We start from the raw sequence: 3,584 nt of genomic DNA, 5'->3' as shown, positions 1-3,584 counted from the left end.
AAGTGATGCCGCTTGCAGCGGGAGGATTCAGAAGCCAGTCTTTGCTTCGCAAAGGCAAGTTCTGCTTCGCGGGCAAAGAATCCGCTTGGGCAGAAAACGCTGTACGCTGTTAAGAGAGAATAAGAGCAGCAGGAAATGATGACGCTTTCAGCGGGAGGCTCAAGACCCCTGGATCCCGGATCAGGTCCGAAATGACTCTGAACAGGAGCCCCAAACAGCACAGTTACCCAGCAAGGATATTGGAGATAAATAGAACAGATAGGGTGGAAGTGCTGTTCTTGCTGTTCTTTCACTTCTAGATAAATAGAAGAGCAGATAGTATAGAAGCAGGCTGGAAGCATAAGCAAAACCCAAATGGCGCAGAAAAAGACTTCCTAGGAATTTTCGAAAGTATAGCCTTCTTCGATCAGATCCACACAGACTTTTACCACTAACGGATCGTACAGTCTGCCTGAATTTTCCTTTATCTCATTAAGGGCGAATTCAATTCCCAGGGCCGCCCTGTAGGGTCTGTGGGAAGTTATAGCCTCAACGACATCGGCAACGGCTATTATTTTTGATTCGAGCCTTATTTGATCGTCTTTCAAACTTCCTGGATAACCAGATCCATCGAGTCTTTCGTGATGCTGTAACACTATATCGGCAATGGGCCAGGGAAGATCTATATCCTTGAGTATATTATAGCCATTCTTCGAATGTTCCCTTACTAGTCTGAACTCAATATCGCTCAGCTTTCCTGGTTTAGACAGAATTTCCGTAGGAACTGAGATCTTCCCTATATCGTGAAGTAGACCGGCAACCTTAAGACAGTTGCAAGTCTCATGATCTAGACCCATTTTCTTTCCTATCGCCACGGCCAGATCGCTCACATTTTTCTGATGGCCGGCCGTGTAAGGATCCTTGGCGCTAACAATGTCCGAAGCGGCACGAACAAGAGCTTCGAAAGCTGATTCTAGGCTGCTAGATAGTCGATTTCTTTCTGTTATGTCTTCGCAGATTTCAACAACGCCGGTAATCTTCCCGTCTGCATCCCTAACCGGATAAGCCCTTATGTACAATGCTGTGGCGAACTTGGTAATTATTTCTCCAACTTCCTGAGAGCCCGTGTCAAGAACCTTTCTCAGGATGCAGTTATCGGACTTCTTGCCACGCTGCCAAACATCGACACAGCTCATGCCGACAAGCTTTTCTATGCTTGTTCCAAAAAGCTCTGCCATAGCTCTGTTCGCCCAGATTATGTTAAGATCGGTGTCGTAATAGACTATTATTTCCTTAGTTGTGTTAAGTATGAGTGATTTCTCTTCTTCGGATTTCTTCAGGGCCTCCTGGCTTATGACGAGATCGGTTACGTCTCTGGTGAACCCGATGAAGCTCGAATCGTCGAGCCTTACGGCTCTGACATTCCAGTATCTCTTCTCGCCTGTCTTCTTAACGAAGGCAGTAATGCCTTCTGCCACGCCGGCTTCGACAGTCCTCCTGAAATGGTTTTCGGCCTCCAGAAGACTCTCGGGAGCCGCCAACTGTTTGAAGTTCATTTTCAGCAGCTCTTCTCTTGAATAGCCGGTGATTAGACAGGACGCTTCGTTAACATCTGTATAATTGCCTCTTTCATCTGCGACGAATATTCCGTCCGGGGCATTCTCAACATATCTTCTGAACCTGCTCTCCTTTTCTTCAATCATTTGAAGAAATCCGTCTCTTTCGGAGAGAGCCTTGGCTAGCTTCATATTCGAAAAACTCAGTCTCGAGAGCCTTTGTGCAAACTTTGAGTAGAAGGTCATTGCTGTCATGACTGTATCGCGATTCCACCTGGGCACTTTGTCCAGAGCCTCAATATACTCTTTTTCGTTAAAACCGTATCTTCTCGCCTGTTCCCTGAAGACATCGTAATCCACGCTCTCATCTTCCATGAAGAACTGTCCCAAAAATAGATTCCCCATATGGGTATTGCCCACGATTATTGGGGTACTCATATCCCACATATTGTTGGCACATTTGTAGAGCTTGAACGCTCCCGGCTCTATGCCCTTCGAAAGCTCTATATCACTGTAAAGACAGTTCTTGAGAGTCCCAGGATTCACACGGTGATACTTTGTGCATATTTCCTGCCAACCGGTCTCGACGAGGACATTTCCGTGAGTATCGACGATCGCTACTCCAATATTGGTCAGTTTGAAGAAGTCGTTCATGATAGACTGGATAGTCTCGACATCCAGTAGATAATCGAGTTCCATATTCTCAATTTCGCCTTCGGGATCGAGAATCACCTCGAGTTTTTTACTTGCTCTTCTCTCGCTATCCTTCAATCTATCTTCAGCATTCTTTCTTGCAGTTATATCTTCTGAAAAGAGAACAAGACTTTCGACCTGCCCGTTCCTTCCGAATACCGGGTATATGGTTGTTTTAAGTACAATTCCATCTCGACGGTCTTCCATTGTCTTCTGGTTTCCTGTTTTCAGAACCTCTTCGATATGGATCTTTCTTACTTCGGCGAGTTCTTGCGGGATGAAATCATACAGATTCTTGCCGATCAGCGTCTCCAGATCAGTACCAAGCCTCTTGGAGAGGGTCTGATTGGCAGTTATAACCTTTCCTGAAGGATCTATCTGAAACAGCGATTCGGTTGGAGCATTAGCGAGAGCCTGAAGCTGAAGATTCTTCTCTTCAAGAAGCTTTTCATCTCGCTTTCGCTGTGTTATATCTCTTACAGTGCTTACGACCAGTCTTTCGCCGCCGTCTTCAATCAAGACAGAATGTATCTCGACTGGAACAGAACCACAGTCTCTGTAGTAGTGCTGGCCATTGATCGTTCTAGAAGTACCGACGGCGGCTTTCGACCAGAATTCTCTGAACGATGCTTCTGTAATCTTTGTTTCAATGGTCGACAAGGACTTACCGAGCAGCTCCTCTCTCGAGAAACCGTTATTGTTTGTAACGGCATCGTTTACATAGACTATACTGGCTTCCATGTCGGAAACGAATACCATGTCCACTATATAATTAACAAGATCGGGAAATTGCCTCATAGAACCTCCGGCGACACCTGTCGCTCCCCGGTGTGTACAGAATGGCAAGCCGTTAACGGATTCATCCTCGAGAAAACAAAGCTGAAAGCAAAGGAATGAATCACTGCCAAGCGCGCCGCCACGATTACCATAATTCCAAAAATCCTAACTGCAGTCATTGAGCTTCGCATACACTGTTATCAAACGATTTCTGAAAAGAAGTGTGCTTTACATAAATGTTATCTATGTTAATTTAATAATAATCGTACTCAAAATATAGTTACATATCTATTATAAACTTGTTTCCTTAGATAAGTGTGACTTTTAGTGACGAAAGGACGGGCTTTTTCCACACATTATTGAGTAAGAGTTTGAATGCCTTCAATGTAAGCATCAAATGAACATCTCCCACACTTAATTTCCTAGATCATTTCGATAAGAGAGAAACCAAGAAAAAGTCTCGACGAGATCTTCGCTTCGATAAATGAAGTGAAGACTGGGTAATCGTATTCTTTTATATAGATACAGATACCCCTATGTGATACGAATAATCCAAAAGGAGTACAGTTTGAAACGCGC

The 3,584-nt window shown here is 44.5% G+C and carries 1 protein-coding gene; it reads right to left on the bottom strand.

Annotated features, from left to right (window positions below; all coding sequences use genetic code 11):
• Positions 1–374: 374 nt before the first annotated feature.
• The gene (locus RJ60_RS15000; protein WP_165775395.1) at positions 375–3,026 is read right to left on the bottom strand and encodes a PAS domain S-box protein; all 2,652 of its coding nucleotides are present in this window, start codon (positions 3,024–3,026) and stop codon (positions 375–377) included.
• Between the last annotated feature and the right edge of the window lie 558 nt (positions 3,027–3,584).

Source organism: Mesotoga sp. B105.6.4, assembly GCF_002896535.1.
Lineage (GTDB): Bacteria > Thermotogota > Thermotogae > Petrotogales > Kosmotogaceae > Mesotoga.
The sequence above is the reverse complement of the archived record's forward strand: the minus strand, read 5'-3'. Positions and strand labels throughout refer to the sequence as shown.